The organism is Myxococcus qinghaiensis (genome assembly GCF_024198215.1).
GTDB lineage: Bacteria > Myxococcota > Myxococcia > Myxococcales > Myxococcaceae > Myxococcus > Myxococcus qinghaiensis.
On record NZ_JAKCFA010000004.1, the window covers coordinates 141755 to 158972 of the forward strand.

16 protein-coding genes are annotated in these 17218 nt (G+C 70.8%); 8 read left to right on the forward strand and 8 right to left on the reverse strand.

Annotated elements, in window-relative coordinates; translation table 11 throughout:
* Positions 1-71 precede the first annotated feature (71 nt).
* Both LZ199_RS08200 and rsfS read right to left on the reverse strand, forming a co-directional pair.
* Positions 72-536, reverse strand: coding sequence for a 23S rRNA (pseudouridine(1915)-N(3))-methyltransferase RlmH (locus tag LZ199_RS08200; RefSeq protein WP_323389432.1), 465 nt, complete (start codon positions 534-536; stop codon positions 72-74).
* Positions 533-1114 (reverse strand): ribosome silencing factor, encoded by a 582-nt coding sequence (rsfS, locus tag LZ199_RS08205; protein WP_253993095.1) that lies wholly within the window; start codon positions 1112-1114, stop codon positions 533-535. Before rsfS ends, LZ199_RS08200 begins: the two co-directional genes overlap by 4 nt.
* Before the next feature lie 61 nt (positions 1115-1175).
* On the opposite strand from rsfS, the gene LZ199_RS08210 reads away from it, so the two are divergent.
* Positions 1176-1487, forward strand: coding sequence for a tetratricopeptide repeat protein (locus LZ199_RS08210; protein ID WP_253993096.1), 312 nt, complete (start codon positions 1176-1178; stop codon positions 1485-1487).
* A 26-nt stretch (positions 1488-1513) separates the two neighbouring features.
* Here the strand turns inward: LZ199_RS08210 and LZ199_RS08215 are convergent, their stop codons facing one another.
* Positions 1514-2581, reverse strand: a complete 1068-nt coding sequence (locus LZ199_RS08215; RefSeq protein ID WP_253993097.1) for a hypothetical protein — start codon at positions 2579-2581, stop codon at positions 1514-1516.
* A gap of 99 nt (positions 2582-2680) precedes the next feature.
* On the opposite strand from LZ199_RS08215, the gene LZ199_RS08220 reads away from it, so the two are divergent.
* Positions 2681-3220 carry a hypothetical protein gene (locus LZ199_RS08220; protein ID WP_253993098.1) on the forward strand — a complete coding sequence of 180 codons (540 nt, stop codon included), beginning with the start codon at positions 2681-2683 and terminating at the stop codon, positions 3218-3220.
* Here LZ199_RS08220 and LZ199_RS08225 read toward each other — a convergent pair.
* A complete protein-coding gene (locus LZ199_RS08225) occupies positions 3217-4281 on the reverse strand; it encodes a TetR family transcriptional regulator (RefSeq protein WP_253993099.1) in 1065 nt (354 codons plus the stop codon). The genes LZ199_RS08220 and LZ199_RS08225 overlap by 4 nt on opposite strands.
* A gap of 173 nt (positions 4282-4454) precedes the next feature.
* Positions 4455-5861 carry a sigma-54-dependent transcriptional regulator gene (locus LZ199_RS08230; RefSeq protein ID WP_253993100.1) on the reverse strand — a complete coding sequence of 469 codons (1407 nt, stop codon included), beginning with the start codon at positions 5859-5861 and terminating at the stop codon, positions 4455-4457.
* A 150-nt stretch (positions 5862-6011) separates the two neighbouring features.
* On the opposite strand from LZ199_RS08230, the gene LZ199_RS08235 reads away from it, so the two are divergent.
* The 3 genes from LZ199_RS08235 to LZ199_RS08245 all read left to right on the forward strand — a co-directional run bounded on the left by LZ199_RS08235 (position 6012) and on the right by LZ199_RS08245 (position 9611).
* A complete protein-coding gene (locus LZ199_RS08235; RefSeq protein WP_253993101.1) occupies positions 6012-6587 on the forward strand; it encodes an NUDIX hydrolase in 576 nt (191 codons plus the stop codon).
* A gap of 245 nt (positions 6588-6832) precedes the next feature.
* Entirely contained in the window at positions 6833-7609 is a 777-nt protein-coding gene (locus LZ199_RS08240) for a TenA family transcriptional regulator (protein WP_253993102.1), read from the forward strand.
* Positions 7610-7820: 211 nt separating this feature from the next.
* Entirely contained in the window at positions 7821-9611 is a 1791-nt protein-coding gene (locus tag LZ199_RS08245; RefSeq protein ID WP_253993103.1) for a methyl-accepting chemotaxis protein, read from the forward strand.
* On the opposite strand, the gene LZ199_RS08250 is transcribed toward LZ199_RS08245, so the two are convergent.
* Complete coding sequence (locus tag LZ199_RS08250; RefSeq protein ID WP_253993104.1) at positions 9595-11073, reverse strand: sensor histidine kinase; 1479 nt, start codon at positions 11071-11073, stop codon at positions 9595-9597. The two genes, LZ199_RS08245 and LZ199_RS08250, sit on opposite strands and share 17 nt — an antisense overlap.
* 90 nt (positions 11074-11163) lie before the next feature.
* Between LZ199_RS08250 and LZ199_RS08255 the strand changes: the two genes are divergently transcribed.
* On the forward strand, positions 11164-13581 hold the full coding sequence (locus LZ199_RS08255) for a YfhO family protein (RefSeq protein WP_253993105.1): 2418 nt from the start codon (positions 11164-11166) through the stop codon (positions 13579-13581).
* A 29-nt stretch (positions 13582-13610) separates the two neighbouring features.
* Here LZ199_RS08255 and LZ199_RS08260 read toward each other — a convergent pair whose 3' ends face one another.
* Positions 13611-14921, reverse strand: coding sequence for a chitosanase (locus LZ199_RS08260; RefSeq protein WP_256568930.1), 1311 nt, complete (start codon positions 14919-14921; stop codon positions 13611-13613).
* Between the two features lie 196 nt (positions 14922-15117).
* Between LZ199_RS08260 and LZ199_RS08265 the strand changes: the two genes are divergently transcribed.
* Positions 15118-15387 carry a GlsB/YeaQ/YmgE family stress response membrane protein gene (locus LZ199_RS08265; RefSeq protein ID WP_141648469.1) on the forward strand — a complete coding sequence of 90 codons (270 nt, stop codon included), beginning with the start codon at positions 15118-15120 and terminating at the stop codon, positions 15385-15387.
* Between the two features lie 10 nt (positions 15388-15397).
* Here the strand turns inward: LZ199_RS08265 and LZ199_RS08270 are convergent, their stop codons facing one another.
* On the reverse strand, positions 15398-16033 hold the full coding sequence (locus tag LZ199_RS08270; RefSeq protein WP_253993106.1) for a LysE family translocator: 636 nt from the start codon (positions 16031-16033) through the stop codon (positions 15398-15400).
* A 215-nt stretch (positions 16034-16248) separates the two neighbouring features.
* Between LZ199_RS08270 and LZ199_RS08275 the strand changes: the two genes are divergently transcribed.
* Positions 16249-17214 (forward strand): helix-turn-helix transcriptional regulator, encoded by a 966-nt coding sequence (locus tag LZ199_RS08275; protein ID WP_253993107.1) that lies wholly within the window; start codon positions 16249-16251, stop codon positions 17212-17214.
* The last annotated feature ends 4 nt before the right edge of the window (positions 17215-17218 follow it).

Consider the following 17218-nt stretch of genomic DNA (forward strand, 5'->3'; position numbering starts at 1 on the left):
GGTGGGCCTGACGCAGCCCGCGCGGGCAGGGCCCCGGAGTCCGCCCCCGGGGCGCCTGCTCGCCCGGTGGGCTACTTGTGGTACGGCTCGCCCTTGAGAATCGTGAAGGCGCGGTAGAGCTGCTCCACGAGCACCACGCGCGCCAGCCGATGGGGCAGCGTCATCTTCGACAGGGACAGCGTGAGGTTCGCCGCGTCCCGCACGCTCGAGTCCAGCCCCTCGTCACCACCGATGACGAAGAGCAGGTCCTTGGCGCCCGTCTGCGCCTTGCCCACGTAGCGACTCAATTCCACCGAGTCGAGCAGCGCGCCGCGCTCGTCCAGCGCGACGACCCAGTCCTGCGGCTTGCGCTTGGAGAGAATCGCCTCCGCCTCGGCGGCCTTCGCGTCGCCCGGCTTGAGCTTCTTGCCGCTCGCCTCGGTCAGCTCCACCAACTCGAAGCGGGTGTAGTGGCCCAGGCGGCGGGCATACTCCTGGACCGCCGGCTCGTAGAGGCCCGAGCGGTCCTTGCCGATGGACAGGAGGCGGACCTTCAGGACACCTTCTCCCGGTTCGCGTCCGCCCAGAGACCTTCCAGGTCATAGTGCGAGCGCAGGTCCGCGAGGAACAGGTGCGCCACCACCTCGCCGTAGTCGAGCAACACCCACTGGCCCGTCTCCACGCCCTCGGTGCCGAGCGCGCGCACCGGCTCGTCGCCCTGCTTGAGCTGCACGTGGACGTTCTCCGCCATGGCGCTGACCTGACGGTCGCTCTCGCCGGAGGCGATGACGATGTAGTCCGCGTAGGACGTCATGCCCCGCACGTCGAGGATGACGACGTCCAGCGCCTTCTTGTCGAGCAGCAGCTGGGCCATGCGCCGCGCCAGGGCCAGCGCCTGCGGGTTCTCCGCCGGGCCGGCCTTCTGCTGGGTGGCGCCTGGCAGCTTCGTCTTCTTCTTGGCCCTCAGGGGGACCTTGCCCGCGGTCTTCTTGCGAGCCGGCGCCTTCTTGGGAGCGGGAGCCTTGCCCTTGGGGGCCGTCCTGCCCGTCGCCGTCTTCTTCTGCTTGCGCGCCGCCGGGGCCTTGGCCTTGGTCGCGCTCTTCTTTCGTGGGGTCGTCTTCTTCTTCGTTGCCATGTGCGGCGCACCCTACCGCACCCTTGGCAACACGGCATGGGTCCTCTATGGGGTGTTGTCCATGAGCGACGCCCGCCTGGAACAGTTCAAGAAGATGGCCGCTGACTTCCCGGACTCCCCCATGAGCCACTTCTCCCTGGGGAAGTTGTACCTGGAGCGAAAGCAGTACGCCGAGGCGGCGTCGGCCCTGGAGGCGGCGGTGAAGCTGGACCCGACCTATGCCGCCGCCCTGGTCTCCCTGGGGGATGCGCTCTCCGGGGCCGGGCAGGTGGAGCGGGCCCGCGAGGTCCTCACCACCGCCCGTGAGCACGCCCTGGCCCAGGGCCACCCCGGACTCGCCGAGGAGATTGACGAGCGCATCTCCGACCTGTGAAGCCGAGGCCCGCCCACGCTCGGGGCTCAGTCCCGCCAGGTGAAGCCGACGCCGAACACCTGCCGTGAGTAGGAGAGGTTGTTGCGGGGGAGCCGGGTGCTCCACAGGCCCCAGGACACCTCCAGGTCCACCCGCTCCGACACCGGGCGCGCCAGCTTCAGGGACAGGGAGTTCTGTCCCTCGTCCTCCTCGACGAGGATGATTTCGGGCGACAGGTAGATGCCGTCTGGATAGCGGGTGATGCCCAGCGAGCCCTGCGCCAGCAGCGTCACCTTCCAGGGCAGGCGCACCCCCGCGTTGGCCGTCACGCGGTGGCGCAGCACCGTCTCCCCGAAGCTGTTGGACGTGACTTCCTGGTACGCGTACGTCAGCCCCAGCGTCACCGGGCCCCGGTAGCTGTAGCTGGCGCCCGCCGTGAGCGCGCCGTCCTCGCGGCGGCCCAAAGAGGACACCGTGACACCGGGCCTGGGCCGGGCCAGGGGGCCATAGCGGCGCGCGCCCCAGTCCCCGAAGAGCGACAGGCTGTGGCGCCGGTCGAAGCGGTAGCGCCCCACCACGCCCAGCTCCGCCCCGCCGAAGTTGGCCGTCTTGTCCGGCCGGTACACGAAGCGCCGCGCGCCTGCCCGCACCCGCAGCGCCAGTCGCACGTCCGGCGCGTACTCGGCGAACACGCTGGTGCCCAGGTCCGAGTACGCCCGTGTGCCGCCCCGCCGGTCCTTCGCGTGGCCCTCCACCCCCAGGCCGAACTCGGTGCCCAGCGCCAGCGAGCCCTCCAGCGCTCCGGCCTGGATGAGCATGTCCTCCGTCGTGAAGCCCACGTACTTGCGCGCGCCCAGCTCGTAGCGCCCCACCAACTGGGTGCGCTCGAACGTCGCGCGCCCCTCGGCCGAGCCCAGCACGCTCAGCGCCGGGTCCGCTCCGGGTGAGGGCGTGCTGCCGTCGGTGAAGTCGCGCGGCGCGTTGGTGTCCACCAGCAGCCGGGCAGTGCCCTTCAGCGCGCCCTCCCACTCGGCCGCGGACGCGGTCGGAGCGGCGAGCAACACGAGGAGGACCAGGAAGGTGGGGCGGGAGCGGGACACGACGCGGGGCAACATACCCGGCCTCGTGCCTGCACGCCCCACTCGCGGGAGGGCGGGCCCGACCGCCAGGTTGGTGGCAGTGACGTCACGCCAGTCGCCCGGTACATTGGTGGAATGCGCCCTGTCTCACTCCTCGCGGCGGCGGTCGGGCTTGGGCTCGCCGCCTGCGCCCAGTCCTCGTTCATCACCGAGGTCAGGGGCGAGACCACCATCCCCGCGACCCTGCCGGGCGGAAGCACCGAGCTGAATGCCTTCCCTCCCATCAGCAGCCTGGCGGGGATGGACTTCGACCAGAACCAGGACTTCAAGAACCAGGGGCTCTCCAAGGACGAGGTGACGTCCGTCCACGTCGACTCCCTGTCCCTCCAGATTCTCAGCCCCAACGACGTGGACTTCACCTTCCTGGACACGGTGGAGTTCTTCGTCCGGGCCGGGGACAGGGAGGCGCGCATCGCCTGGAAGAATGACCTGGCGCGCTCCAGCCTCCGGGCGCCCAACCCCACGCTGAAGCTCGACCTGGGGGACGTGGACCTCCAGCCCTACGTCGCCGCGCCCACCATGAGCCTCATCATCCGAGGCAAGGGCCGCACCCCGGAGCGCGAGGTCCGCCTGCGCGCGGTGGTGCGGTTGGAAGTCGAAGCCGGACTGCTCTAGGGCGACGTCAGTTCCTTGGCGCGGTGCTCCAGCGCGCCGGCCCGGCCGTCCAGCTCGCGGGCGAGGGACTCCAGCCGCTTCGCCTCCGCCTCCATCTCCGCCAGGTTCACCGGGCCACCGGCCGCCAGCGTCTGGGCTCGCACGCTGTCCACCTGCGGGCGCCGGTCCGTGGCGCGCGTGGGGGACATGGGCGTCGGCGTGGGCACGGAAGGGTCTCTGCCGGGCTCGGGCGTGGTGGGGATGCCCGGGCCATCGGTGCCCACGTTCGGCGGCTCCCCGGCGGTATCGGACTCTCCGGCGAACATGCCGCCGCCCCTGTCGCTGGGGTCCACGCTGAGGCTCCGGTCCGAGCGCATGCGCAGCCGCAGCCGCCGGTCCTGCTCGTCGAACATGGACTCCTCGCCGAGGAAGTCGCTCATGCGCCGGTCCAGGTCCTTCTCCTCGCGCACCTCGGTGATGCGCGAGCGCAGGGCCTTGAGGCGCTCGCGCACCTTGTCCTCGGCGTCGCGCAGCGCGTCCGCCTGCTCCAGCAGGTCCTCCGGGTCATCCCCGCCGGGTGAGGCCTTGTCCAGCAGGGGCACCCGCGACGCCGGCAGCGCCGCGCGCACCGCGTCCCGCTCCGCGCGGGTGGTGCGCAGCGACTCCAGCAGCGTGGCGCGCTGGCTCCGGTCCGCGGTGACGTCCCACGCGCCGCGCAGCCGCGCCAGTTCGTCCGACAGCGCCTGGTGCAGCGCCAGGTGCGCGCGCTCCGACTCGCCATCCGCCGTGGACACCGCCTGCGCCAGCCCCGTGAGCGAGCCGCTCAGCTCCTGCGAGCGCCGCAGCGCCGCCTCCAGCTCCGTGCCCGTCGTCAGCTTGCCCTTGCGCTCCGCCTTCAGCGCCTCGATTCGCGCGGCCACGCCCTGCAGTTCGTCCCGCAGCGTCTGCTGCTGGGTGCGCAGCGAGCGCGCCTCCGTCCTCGCCGCCTGTGCCCGCGCCCGCGCCGACTCCAGCCCGGACGCGGCCTGGCCGGGCATGGCCCAGAGCAGGCACAACACGAGCGCGAGGAGGCGGGGACTCATCAGCGGCCTCCCATGAGCAAGGCCGATGCCAGCCTGCCCTGTCCAGCCCTCCGCCCACGCCTGGGAAAAGCGCTGGGATTCCAGGCGCCTGGACACACCAGGTGGGAGCAGGTGGGGGCGGGGTGGCGGTGGAAAGTCACGGGGAGGGGACCCTGAGTCACGGTTTTTCGAGGCTACCCCTCCTCGGGTGGGGTGCCCTTGGGGAGGAAGCCGTACTTCTCCAGCTTGTAGTACAGCGCGGACGTCTTGATGCCCAGCAACCGGGCGGTCTCCGTCTTCACGCCGCCCGCCTTCTCGTAGGCGCGGGCGATGAGCTGGCGCTCCAGGTCCTCCAGGATGTCCGGCAGCGGGCGGTCTCCATGGGGCACGGGCAGCCCCGCGTCCATGCGCGGCGCGGCGCCGGTGAGGTGCGAGGGCAGGTCCGCGACGGTGAGCACGTCGCCCTCGGCGAAGACGAGCGCCTGCTCCACCACGTTCTCCAGCTCGCGCACGTTGCCGGGCCACACATGCCGGGCCAGGGCGCGAAGCGCGTCGTCATCCATCCCCGTCACCCGGCGATTGACCCGGGGTGCGTGCTTGGCCACGAAGTGGTGGGCCAGCGAGGCGATGTCTTCGGGGCGCTCGCGCAGGGGCGGCAGCATCAGCGGGACGATGTGCAGCCGGTAGTAGAGGTCCTCGCGGAAGCGGCCCGCCTTCACCTCGGCCAGCAAGTCGCGGTGCGTGGCGCTCACCACGCGCACGTCCACCTTGAGCGTCTCCTCGCCGCCCACGCGCTGGATTTCCTTCTCCTGCAGCACGCGCAAGAGCTTGGTCTGCACCGAGTGGGGAATCTCCCCGATTTCGTCGAGGAAGAGGGTGCCGCCGTCGGCCAGCTCGAAGCGGCCCAGCTTGCGCTTCACCGCGCCGGTGAAGGCGCCGCGCTCGTGGCCGAACAGCTCGCTCTCCAGCAGCGTCTCCGCCAGCGCCGCGCAGTGCACGACGACGAAGGGCCCGTCCTTGCGCGGCGACTCCTGGTGCAGCATGCGCGCGATGAGCTCCTTGCCGGTGCCGCTCTCTCCGCGCACCAGCACCGTCGCGTTGCTGTGCGCCGCCTTGCGCGCCTGGGAGAGCAGCTTCTGCATGGGCTCGCTGTCGCCCACCATGCTGCCGTGGGAGAGCGCCGCGTCCGCGTCATGCGCGGCCGTGCGCGCCTCCAGCTTCTCGACCTTGCGCCGCGTGCTGGCCAGCTCCAGGCCCTTGTCCACCTTGGCGCGCAGCACGTCGGGCGTGAAGGGCTTGGTGATGAAGTCGTAGGCGCCCTCCTGCATCGCCCGCACCGCGGTCTCGATGGTGCCGAAGGCCGTCACCACCATGACGACGGCGGAGGCGTCCAGCGCCTTGAGGGCCTGGGTGACGGCGATGCCGTCCATCCCGTCCATCTTCAAATCGGTGACGACCAGGTCGAAGGGGGCCTTGCGGTACGCGGCCAGCCCGTCCGCGCCTCCCTTGACGGCGGACACGGCGTGGCCGGAGCGCGTGAGGGAGACCGTCATGCCCTCTCGCAGCGTGTCGTGGTCGTCGATGACGAGAATGCGCGCCATGGTGTTGGGAGTCCTCATGCTCCGAGGGCGCCGGCCGCCCGGGTGCGTCCGCATGAGAGCACACCCGGGGCGTCACCCTACACCAGTGGCGGTCGGCCGCTTCCAGAAGGCGCTGGCGCGCGAGGGCTCCCCGGGGGTACGTGGGCGCGCATGGACTCCCAAGACGCCGCCGCCCTGCGTGAGTTGCTCGCGCGCCATCTCCCCCAGGACGACAAGGAGCGCGAGGACCTGGAGGCCATGCGCCACCACGCGGCCACGCTGCCTTCGCCCTTCTCCCGGGCCCAGCTCCAGGCGCACTTCACCGGCAGCGCGGTGGTGGTGGACCCGGAGGGCGCCCACGTGGTGATGGTGATGCACGGCAAGCTGAAGCGCTGGCTGCAGCCGGGCGGGCATGCGGACGCCGTGGACGCAGGCTCCATGGAGGCCACCGCGCTGCGCGAGGCGCGCGAGGAGACGGGCTGCCGCGTCACGCTCCACCCCACCGCGCCCCGGCCCCTGGACGTGGACGTCCACACGATTCCGGCCCGGAGAGATGAGCAGGAGCACCACCACCTGGACGTGCGCTACCTCGTCGTGGCGGAGGACCCGGCGGCGCTCGCGCACGACCCGGCCGAGTCCACCGGCGCGCAGTGGCTCACCTGGGACGAAGCCCTGGCCCGCGCGGACGAGGCGCCGCTGCGCCGCATGCTGGAGAAGGCGCGCCGCGCGGTGGCCCGCACGCCGTGAGCCGTGCCTGCCTGCCGTGACATGCGGGCGGACGCGCTTGTGGTGGGGGCAACACGAGGGCCAGGGGGCGAGCGACCCCTCGGGGTGCCCCGGAGCGAATTCTGAAACATGGCGGTGAGAAAAGCGTCGCGCGCGAACAGTCGCATGGCCGCGTGCAGGTGCCGTCACCACCATGGGCCGCTCCGGCGGGTGAAGGGGGGCCATGTCGGTCTGGCACCCGCCGCGAAAAGGAGCGTCCTACAGCCATGTCGCCGACCGGCCTGGAAGTGAGTCTCCCCACGTTCGAGTCACCCGTGCGTCGCTACGGGCCTCCACCCCTGAAGCCCTCGCCGCACCCGCGCTGGCTGGAGGCGATGCTGGAGTCCGCGCGACATGACTGGAACGCGGCCTGCTGGCCTCCGCTGTTCCGGGACACGGCGGACGGACGGCGCCCGCCCCTGGCGTACTGGCGGCGCGTGCTGTCGCAGTTCTTCCTCATCGTCGAGTCCTTCCCCAAGTACATGGGCTTGTCGCTGGCGAAGACGACGTATGGCCGCACCGAGGGGGACGCGAGCATCCGGCGCTGGCTGTTGCAGAACCTGGGCGTCGAGGCGAAGCACGCGGAGTGGTTCATCGACTGGGTGCGCGCCATCGGCGTGGAGCCTGACACGCTCTTCTCCGTGCGGCCCCTGCCGGAAATCCAGGCGCTGCACGCGCACCTGCGCGACACCTGCGCGCGAGGCACGCTGGCGGAGGGCATCGCCGCGTCCAACTGGGCCATCGAGGGCATCACCGGCGTGTGGACGAAGGAGGTGGTGGACCCCTTCCGCGCCTATGCCGCGGACGGAGCGCGCATCGACGCGAGCGCCATGATGTGGCTCAAGGCCCACGCCCGCTATGACGACCTGCACCCGGTGGAGGCGCTCGAAATCCTCAAGCTCTCCGTGGACGCCGAGGGCACCGAGCCCGCCCGTGTCGTCGCCGCCGCGCGCAAGTCCTTGCGCCTGTACTCCGCGGCCATCCGCGCGTGCTGCTCGGACTGAGAGTGTTCACCGTCCTGCCGTGGTTTGCATAGGGCAATGGTTTTCCTGGATGTGTATGTCTTTCAACACGCTCTGGGATGACGGTGATGCAGTGTCTGGAACCGGGCGGGGCCCACTCGCTTTCCCATCGCTGACGTGCGGAGAATGCTGTCTGGAGCCATCCCGTCAGCGTGGATTCTTCGTGGCCGCATGACGCGGGAAAGCGACCCGTATGAGCATCGAAGACACAGTGATTCGCGAGTATCGGTGGCGTGCGCTCAAGGTGTTCATGGCGTGGGTGGTACCCGCCGCACCCATCGCCGCGTACCTCAACGGCATGTCCATGGGTGTCACTGGCGCGGAGGGTGTGAAGGCGGTGGCGTGGGTGCTGCCGCCCATCCTCGTGGGCCTGGGCATGATTTATCCCGCGCTGTTCATGCGGTGGCTGGTGGGCAGCGCGCTGCGGACGTCCGCGGAGGACAGGCCGGGTGCGCGGCTGGAGCGCATCCTCCGACTGCCCTTGCGAGTGGCGGTGGGCACGTCGTGGGTCGGGTGGACGCTCGGCGGCTTCTGGTTCAGCCTCCACGTGTGCCTGACGTGGCACAAGGATTTGTCCCTCGTCGTGCTGGGCACCATCATCGGCGTGTGCTGCGGCGTGCTGCTGGGCTTTCCCATCTGCGTGTCGCTGGAGCGGATGCTGCTGCCGCTGGCGCTGGAGGAGCAGCGCAAGGATTCGACGGTGGCGCTCCAGGGGGGCGGCTTCTCGTGGCCCCGGCAGGCGTGGTTCCTGCCCTTCACGTTTGGCGGCTCCATCGTCGCCGCGCTGGTGCTCAGCGGCTGCGTGGTGATGGTGAAGCTGGAGGGCATCCGCGACACGCTGCACCTGGAGCTCTTGTCCGAGGGCGCTCGGCGCTCGGCGCGGATGTTGATGGAGCTGGGCGGGGTGCTGGCGGGCGAGCTGGCCTTCAGCCTGGCGTGGGTGGGCGGCCTGTTGCTCCTGCCGGGTATCACCATGTGGATGCTGGCGCGTCGCCAGGCGCGGGCGGCGCACGCGGTGGGCCAGGCGATTGAGTCCGTGGCGGCGGGACGCGTCGTCGCGCCGGAGTGGGTGTCCACCGACGAGGTGGGGGATTTGGCGGCGGGGATGAACGCGGTGCTGGCCCGGCTGCGGCAGCTTCCCCTGTCGCTCCAGGCGTCCGCGGCGCGGCTGGGTGAGGCGGGCAGCCACCTGCGCACGGCGAACGACGAGCAGCAGCAGAGCTTCACCCGGCAGGCCGCCGCGCTGCACGAGGCGCAGGTGACGTCGGAGGAGATTCGCCGCACGTCGAGGATGGCGGCGGACCGGGCGGAGGCGGTGCTCCAGGTGGCCAGGCGCGCGGAGGAGCTGGGCCTCAAGGGCGAGGCGGCGGTGGAGCGCAGCGTGGCGGGGCTCGCGGACATCCGAGGCGCGGTGGACGGCATCCAGGAGCGGCTGGAGAAGCTGGCGGAGAGCACCACGCAGATTGGCGACATCACCGAGACGGTGAAGGACCTGGCGGCCCAGTCGCACCTGCTCGCCGTCAACGCGGCGATTGAAGCGGCGCGCTCGGGGGAGCAGGGCAAGGGCTTCGCGGTGGTGGCGCGCGAGGTCCGCGCGCTGGCGGACCAGTCCATCCAATCCACGCAGCGCATCCGCTCCATCCTCCAGGAAATCACCGCGGGCATCCGCGACGCGGCGAACATGGGCGAGCAGGGCGTGCGCACCATCGGCACGGGGTTGGACCAGATGCGCTCGTCGGGGGACTCGCTGCGCGAGCTGTCGCTCATGTCCCAGGAGAACTCGGCCGCCGCGCGGCAGATCGCCGCCGCCGTGACGCAGCAGAACGCCGGCATCTCCCAGATCTCCACCGCCATCGCCGACCTGTCGCAAATCATGGACGCGACGATGAAGCGGTTGGAGTCGACACAGGAGGCCACCCGCACGCTCGCGAATGTCTCCGGCGAGGTGGGGCAGATGGCGCGTCAGTTCAACGTGGCGAACTGACGCCGGAGGGCTTGAGCGGCAGTGTCAGCGTGAAGGTCGTGTCGCCCGGTGTGGACGTCATGTGCAGCTCGCCCCCATGCGCGCGGGCAATCTTGCGCGCCAGGGGCAGGCCCAGGCCAGTGCCCTTCTCGCGGGTGGTGAAGAAGGGCTCGAAGATGCGCTCGCGCTCGGCCTCCGGCACGCCCGCGCCGCCGTCGTGGACGCGGATGGCGTAGCGCCCATGGTCCTCGGCGCCGGAGATGCGCACGCGGCCTCCGGAGGGCGAGGCCTGCACCGCGTTCTTCACCAGGTTCAGCAGCGCGGCGGTGAGCAGGCTGCCGTCGGCCTCCAGCAGGGCGGGCGCGGCGTCCACGTCCAGGGCGACCTGGCGGGCGCCGGCCTCCGCGGACGACAGCTCCTGGACGATGGAGAGCAGCGCGGGAGCCTCCACGGGCGCGCGGGCCAGGGGCTGCTCGCGCGCGAAGGCGAGGAAGTCCTCGACGATGCGCTGGAGGAAGGCGACCTCGCGTTGGATGCGCTCGACGTGCTCCTGGGCCTCCGCGTGGGCGCCCGCGCGCAAATCCTCCTGGAGGATGCCGGAGAACAGGGCGATGCCGCCCAGGGGATTGCGCACCTCGTGGGCCACGCCCGCGAGCATCATCTTGAGCTGCCGGTCCCGGCTCTCCAGCGCGCCGCGCATCACTTCCAGCTCGCGGGCGAGCACGCCGATTTCGCGCGTGGGCTCCGGCGGCACGGGCGTGGTGAGGTCACCCCGGCCGATGCGCAGCGCGGAGTCCATCAGCCGTCCGAGTGGACGCGCCAGTCCCCGCGCGGTGAGCAGGGCGATGATGGCGAGCGCGGTGAGGGCGAGCGCCCCCATGATGGCGAAGGTGCGCGACAGGCGCTGGAGCGGCCCGAAGAACGCGGCGCTGCCCTCCACGCCCACCGCGCCCACCACCTGTCCCGCGTGGACGATGGGGGCATAGCCCGTCTTGTACAGCCGCCCGTCCGAGCCGGTGAAGAGCACCTGACTGGCCGCGTGTTCGCCGGCGAAGACGCGCGCCAGCTCCAACCTGTCGCGCGCCAGCTCCGGGACTTCCGAGCCCACCGGCAGCCCGCCGCCCACGTCCGCGCGCACGCGGCCCTGCGCGTCCACGGCGAAGACGCGGCGCACGCCGCTGGCCTCGCGCACGCCTTCCAGCAGGCGCACCAGGTTGCGCCACGTCCGGGTGCCGCCCGTGTCGTCGCCGGCTTCAATCGTGAGCATGCGCTCGCCGTTGAGCTGGCTGGCGGTGGCGGCGGCGATGTTGGAGAGGCTTGCGCCCAGCTCCTCCTCCAGGATGGAGCGCGCGAGCTGGTAGACGGCCGTGCCCGCCACCGCGACGAAGAGCAGGGTGGGGACGAGGAACGCCACCAGCAGCCGGGTCGACAGCAGGCTGGGGACCTCCCTCCAACGGAAGGTGTTTCGTCGCTCCTCGCTCATGCGTGGCGCGGACTGTAGCCGAGACTCCGCGCGTGCGGTCCCCCGTCGAGCGGACGCCCCTCATCTGATAGAAGCCCGAGCCACCACCGCATGTCCTCCCTTCCTTCGTCCCGTCCGCGTGAGGCCCTGGTCTTCCTGGGAGCGTCGGTCGTCGCGACGCTGCTGTTCTTCCATCGGCTCCTCGCCACGGGAGGCGCGCTCTGCGAGCGGGACATGCTGCGGGTGTACGCCCCGGCCAAGGCGTTCTGGGCGCATGCGGTGAGCCAGGGCGCCTGGCCCGGTTGGTATCCCTTCAACGCGCTGGGACAGCCCTTCGCGGGCGCCACCGTCACGGGGGCCTTCCATCCGGCCAACGTGCTGGCGCTGCTGTTCGACGGGCCCGGCGCGCTGACGGCGATGGCGCTCGTGTGCTACCCGCTGGCCGCCACGGGGACGTACCTCTTCCTGCGCGCACGGGACGCTCGCCCTTCCGCCGCCGCGCTGGGCGCGTTGGCCTTCTCCCTGGGCGGCTACCTGGTCAGCCTCACCAACAACCTGCCGTACCTGCAGGCCGCCACCGCGTTGCCCTGGCTCCTGCTCATCGCGGACTCGGTGCTGGCGCGCGGCTCCTGGGCGATGGCGGGCGCGTTGGGTTGTGTCCTTCCGACGGTCCTCTTCGCGGGAGACCCGCAGGGCTTCACGGTGTGCGGCGCCACGGTGCTCCTCGTCGTGGTGGTGTGTCCGCTCGGCGAGGGGGTGACGCGTCGTCGGGTGCTGCTCGTCACGGGGGCGGGGTTGCTGCTCGCGGCGCTGGTAGCCACCGCGCAGCTCTGGGCCTCCGCGTCCGTGCTGCGGGAGACCTTCGCGGAGCGCCGCACCCCCGAGTCCGCGCAGCTCTGGTCGGTGCATCCGCTGCGGTTGCTGGACTTGTCGGTGGGCAACGTCTTCGCGCTCGAGCCGCCCCTGCGAGGCACCGTCGCCCAGGGACTGCTGGGCATGCAGACCGCGGACTTCTGGGCGCGCTCGCTCTATGTCGGGCTGCCGGTGTTGTTCCTGGCGGGCGTGTGCGCGGTGGCGCGGCGCCGGGAGCGCTGGGTGCAGGTGGCGGTGGGCTTCTCGGTGCTGGGGTTGTTGCTGATGTTCGGCCGACACACGCCCCTGTATGGCCTGGTCTACGAGCTCGTTCCTCCGTGGCGGCCATTCCGCTACCCGGAGAAGCTCACGGTGCATGTCGCCTTCTGGCTGGCCGTGCTCGCGGCGTGGGGCGCGGAGGAGCTGCTGGAGCGTGCGCCGGGGGGACGTCGCCGTGCGGCCTGGGGGCTGGTGGGCCTGGGCATAGGCGTGCTCCTGCTGGCGGTGACGGGCGCGGGGCTGTGGCTGGCGCAGGCGGTGCGAAGCTTCTATTCGGGGCCGGACGCGTCCTGGGCGGAACTGTCGCGTCAGGTGGGTGAGCGGCTCACGGTGGACGCCGCCTGTGTGGCGGTGACTTGTGTGGGAATGGGCCTGTTCGCTCTCTTCGCGGCACACCCGCGGCGGGTGGGCCTGGGCTGGGTGCTGCTGCTCGCCGTGGACCTGTATCGCGTCAGCGAGCCCGTCTATGTCTCCTGCGACCGACAGTTGCTCACCACGGCGCCGCCGTTCGTGGAGGAGCTCCAGCGGCGCGAGGGCCAGGCCTTGCTGGGCCGCGCGCGCGTCTACACCGCTTCGGGCATCGCCCTGCCGGAGACGATGGAGGGGCTGACTCCGGATGAAGTGCAGGTGGCGGGCACGCGGATGGTGCTCGCTGCGGACAGCGCGTCGACGTGGGGCGTGGAGAGCGCGAACTGGTACCTGCCCGCGTTGTCCTCGCGCGTGGCGGATCTGCTGAAAGACCAGCGTCAGTGGTGGAACCGGTACGGGCCGCTCGCGGGAGTGGGCTACTTCGTCGCGGATGAGACGCAGGTGGCGGCGCGCCGGCTCCAGAACAACGTACTGTCCACGAGCGCGCCCTTCCGGGTCTCCCTGCTCGCGCACCCCAAGCCGCTGCCGCGCGTGTATCTCGCCGCGCCCCGGTGTGTGTCGAACGCGGAGGAGAGCCTGGCCCTCATCGCCTCGCCCGACTTCGTCCCCGGTCAGCAGGCCGTCGTCGAGTGTCGCGAGCCCCTGCCCACGACGTCTCCTGGAGGGGACTCCGGGAAGGCCACGCTCACCCGGTACGGAGTGGACGAAGTGGAGGTGGCGGTCGAGGCCACGCGTCCCTCCGTCCTGGTGCTTTCGGATGCGTACTTCACGGGCTGGAGCGCCACCGTGGACGATGTCCCCACGGAGGTCCTTCCCGCGAACCATGCGCTGCGCGCCGTGGCTGTCCCCTCGGGAACACACCGCGTGGTGTGGCGGTATGCCCCTCCTGGTGAAACGGCCGCCATGGCGGTGAGCGGACTGGGCCTGCTGCTCTGTCTGCTCACCTGGGTGGCCGCGCCGCTGCGCGGACGGCTGCGCCGCGGACGCCCGGCGGCCTCCGAGGCACTGAGCACGTCGACGACGCCCTGACGTACCCGCCAGGGCGCCAGTGGGCCGCTTCAGTTACACGAGAACGTGTACGAGCCCGGCGTGCTCCAGGTGCCATCCGCGTTGATGTTGCGCACCGTGTAGCCGCTGAACGGGTACGTCGTCGTCCAACAGTCGCGCGCGCGCACGTCGTTGCGGACGGCGGCGGACAAGTCCCAGTTGCCCCGGCGGCGCAGCTTCTCGTACGCGGCGATGCGGTCGATGGCGTCCACCCACGTGGAGTCGGCGGCCAGCACGTCACGGCGCTTCTCGATGAACTTCTGGAGCCACGCCGACTCGGTGATGCCGTTGTAGCCCACCGCGGGCGCCACCTGGCCGGTGTTGCCCAGCGCGATGTTCGTCGCGCGCGTCAGGCTCTTCACGCCGGACTCGCCGTGGTTGATGTACGCGTCATACAGCGCCATCTTCGACAGGGCGGAGGTGGCGCCCCACTTGTTCGCCTCGTTCATCGCCGGCGTGTAATAGAACTGGTCGCTGACCTGGTCCTGGCACGCCTTGAAGTCCGCGCGCGTCGTCGTGTTGTTGTAGCTCGCGGCCCAGTCCGCCCTCCAGTTGCCAATCACATCCAGCTCCGACGTGGACGGCTGGGATTGGCCCGTGGACAGGAAGCGGTTGTTGATGGTGGTGAGCCCCGGCATGTACTTCGCCATGACGTTGCCATTGGCCGCGCTGCGCCGGGCGTTGTAGCACTGGATGACCTGGATGGCGTCGCCGGTGCCCGTGCAGAAGCCCGCGCGGCCATTCGTGTAGCCGCGCCCGTCCTGGATGTTCTCCGAGTACGCGTAGTCGATGGTGGGCGTGTCGTTCTCCCAGATGCTGGTGAGCGCCTCCGCCACCTTCTTCTGGTTCGCCGTCAGTCCCGTCACCGGTGGCTCCGTGCTCCCGCAGCTCGGGTCGCTGACGCTGATGTTCGTCGCGGTGAACGACGTGTTGGAGTTCGTCGAATAGTAGAAGGTGTAGGACGCATTCACGCCCACCGTCAGGCCCGACGTGCGCGAGTACGTGCAGGTGGAGCCGCTCTGCGTGTGCGTCCAGCCCGGCTCGTCGTGGTCACACGTCACGCCACTGGGAACCCCGAACGCAATCGTCGGGCTCGTCATCGCGCTGGTGCCCGTGTTCTGGAACACAATCGTGCCCCACCAGTCCGCGCCCACGTAGGTGTTCGTCGTAATCGCGAACGAGCACACCGCCAGCTCCTGCTCCGCGCGCCCCACCCCCGCCGCGTCCTCCCCCACCTCCGGTGCGCACCCGGTGAGCGCCACTCCCGCCCACATCAGCATTCCCCACTTCATCCACAGTGAATCATTCCGACGCTGTCCCATGCGCGCTCTCCTTGGCCTCGGCCAGCTCCGACACGTGGAGCGACTGATGCCTTGGCTACCTCCGAAAGAGCGGAAAGTCAGTTAAATCCGGTTGACTGCCTCCCTGCTTGTCTTGCGAACGACCTGGCTTCCAGGCGAGCGCGAACCGGCGTGCCTATCCTGCCCTTCAGGACACATCAGCGGGAGGAGGGACGGTATGTCTTTGGAAACGATTCTAGTGTGGGCGGTCATCGGCCTCATCGCCGGGTGGCTTGCGTCGGCCGTCGTCGGTGGGGGTTACGGAATCATCGGCGACATCGTGGTGGGTGTGGTGGGCGCGTTCCTGGGCGGGTTCATCTTCCGCGCCCTGGGTGCGGGACAGCCCTTCGGCGGAATCGCGGGGACCATCTTCGTGGCCTTCATCGGAGCCGTCGTCCTGCTACTCATCCTGAGAGCCATTCGTTCGAGCACCGTCCGCAGAACATGAGTGGGGGGTGTCAGGTGCCGCGCCAGCCTTCGATGGCGGTAATGACGGCGGCGAGCATCATGAGGCCACCCACGGTCTGAGCGACTCGCGCGCTGGCGGAGGGACGTGACTCCAGCCAGCCGCGAGCGCGGTCCGCGACCAGGGCGATGGCGCCATACACCGCGGCTTGCGTGAGCGCGATGATGGCGCCGAGGACGACGGCCTGGAGCCAGAGCGGCCCGTACTCCGGCCGCAAGAACTGCGGAAAGACGGCGAGCATGAAGACGTACGCCTTCGGGTTGAGCAGGTTGGTGAGGGCTCCCTGACGGAACGTCGCCAGCGCCGAGCGCTGTCCCGACTGTGAGGACGCGGAGAACGCGCCCGGGCTGCGCACGAGCGACAGGCCCATCCAGGCCACGTACAGCGCGCCCACCCACAACAGGACATTGAACGCGGCGGGCATGACGGTGAGCAGCACGGCCACCCCCGTCGCGCCGACGAGGACGTGGCACGCGGCTCCCGCGATGATGCCGCCCACGGCGCAGAGCCCCGCGCGGCGGCCGCCCATCAGCGAGCTGGCCAGGACGAACGCCATGTCCAGCCCCGGGAGGATGACGATGCCAAACACCAACACGAAGAACAGCCACAGGTGCGAGGTCTGCGTCATGGGATTCCGCGAGCCTTTCCGTCAGTCAGTGCCAATGCGCCCGAGCCGGGGCGAGGCCATGAACGGCACCGTACGGGCCATGTAGGGCGGAATCGGTCCTGATTCGGACCCGGGGGCCACCCGCCGCGCCGCGAGCCGGGGTCGGCTTCCCCGAGGGATGGATTCGAGCGGAGCGCACCGGACTTCGGGCGGCGCGGGCGTTAGGTTCGCGGGCCATGTCCCGTCCCACCACGCGCGTGCTCACCGTGCTCGAGTTGTTGCAGACGCATGGGCGGATGAGCGGCTCGGAGCTGGCGCGGCGGCTGGAGGTGGACCGGCGCACGGTGCGCCGCTACATCCTGAAGCTGGAGGAGCTGGGCATCCCCATCACCGCCGAGCGCGGGCGGGACGGGGCCTACATGCTGGTGGCGGGCTTCAAGCTGCCGCCCATGATGTTCACCGACGACGAGGTGCTGGCGCTGTCCGTGGGGCTGCTGGCCGCGCGAGGGATGGGCCTTTCGGAGGCGGCGCCCGCGGTGGCCAGCGCCCAGGCGAAGCTGGAGCGGGTGATGCCCCCGACGCTCAAGCGGCGGGTGCGGGCGGTGGACGAGTCGGTGACGCTCGACATCTCCGGGGCCCGGACGACGCTGGACAACACCGCGCTCGTCGCGCTCAGCGGCGCGGCGCAGCTCCGCAAGCGGGTGCGCCTGGCCTACCGCGCGGCGCGAGACGTGGACACCGAGCGCGAGTTCGACACCTACGGCCTCGTCTGGCGCGGCGGGCACTGGTACGCCGTGGGCGTGTGTCACCTGCGCCAGGGACTGCGCACGTTCCGGTTGGACCGCGTGCGCGCCGTGCAGTCGCTCGACACGTACTTCGAGCGGCCGGAGGGCTTCGACGCGCTGGCGCACGTGACGCTCGCGGTGGCCAGCCTGCCGCGCGCGCATGCCGTGGAGGTGTTGCTGGACACGGACCTGGCGACCGCGCGGCGCGCCATCTTCGCCACGCTGGGCGTGCTGGAGCCGGTGGAGGGCGGAGGCGTGCGGCTCCTGGGACAGACGGATGACCTGGACTGGTTCGCTCGCGAGCTGGCGCGGCTGCCCTTCGCCTTTCACGTCCAGCGGCCCGAGGAGATGCGCGCCGCGCTGGAGGCTCGCGCGCGCACGCTCCTGGCGCTGGCCCGGGGACGGACGGGGGACTGACGTT